Raw genomic sequence first — 1,116 nt, forward strand, 5'->3', positions numbered from 1 at the left:
CGTACTGGCCCTGCACAGCGTCAAGGGTTCGCTTCGCCGGGCAGCGCTTCGCGCCGCCCGCCCTTGACCCTGCTCCGGACCGGACATCGACAAGCGCCGCAAGGCGCAGACATTCACAGCGGTAGCCTACATGGTAGCCGAAGTCAACTTCCACTCAAAAGGGCATTGGGCCGGAAAATGCGGCAAAAAAAGAGGCTAAGATCATGTCGGCCAACGAGGTCAAAAAAGACCTTATTGGCCGCCGCCCTGCCGCCGCGAAACAACCCGCACCGGCAGGGCCGGCGGCCGCGCGAAGCGGCATGTTTGTCAACTGTTATTTCGAAATATCGCGTAGGGACCAAACTCGATTGCGTTTAAGTCCGGTAGATTGGTACCGGAACCCGCGCTCTTGCAAGCAGCGGGTTGGGTACGGCTTTTAGTGTTAATAAAGAAGAGCTTGGAAACGGTCGATCCAGCTACGCATCAGCCCGTGTTCGTTTGTCAAACCTGACCCCGTCACCGGCACTGACCCCGTCACTGTTCCCGAACATGTTATGGTGCCAGTACCATTCATGTTCTTTTAGCCACGAAAATCTTGGTTTATCGCCAAGAACCGCGAGTACCTTGAGCGGTATTTGATATCGCCAAAATATGGCAATCAGGTCCATCAAAGAGTCACGAGTCAAACGACCGACATTCACGGTCAATATCAATCCTCGTCCTAACCCAACATAACGCTGCAGTCCCCGGACAGAGGCTAAGCCTTGAAAAAAACGATTCTCGTCGCCTGCTGAATAAAACGTCCCAAGTATTATTTCAATTTTCACAGAATGTTCCTAATTAACGGCGCTTTCCGCCTGGGTATACGTTTACGTAGCCTCCCTTACCACCTTTATTCTGCACGTCCCAATGAGGTCCACCATGGGCGCCTGATCCTTGCCCCGTGGGAACCCAAATGTCCCCATTCTCATCAACCCATCCCGATCCTTTAGGAGACTTACCCCATTTAGGGGCCCAATGCCGTTTTGAGTGGAAGTTGACTTCGGCTACCATATCGGCTACCGCTGTGAATGTCTGCGCCTTGCGGCGCTTGTCGATGTCCGGTCCGGAGCAGGGTCAAGGGCGGGCGGCGCGAAG

At 54.4% G+C, this 1,116-nt stretch carries 2 protein-coding genes; both read right to left on the reverse strand.

Annotation, left to right across the window (positions count from 1 at the left end; translation table 11 throughout):
- Positions 1-455 precede the first annotated feature (455 nt).
- Complete coding sequence (locus tag F1735_RS33745) at positions 456-806, reverse strand: hypothetical protein (protein WP_167241387.1); 351 nt, start codon at positions 804-806, stop codon at positions 456-458.
- A gap of 13 nt (positions 807-819) precedes the next feature.
- Entirely contained in the window at positions 820-1,032 is a 213-nt protein-coding gene (locus F1735_RS38385) for a polymorphic toxin type 37 domain-containing protein (RefSeq protein ID WP_373888634.1), read from the reverse strand.
- Between the last annotated feature and the right edge of the window lie 84 nt (positions 1,033-1,116).

Source organism: Massilia genomosp. 1 (assembly GCF_011682185.1).
GTDB lineage: Bacteria > Pseudomonadota > Gammaproteobacteria > Burkholderiales > Burkholderiaceae_D > Telluria_A > Telluria_A rubra.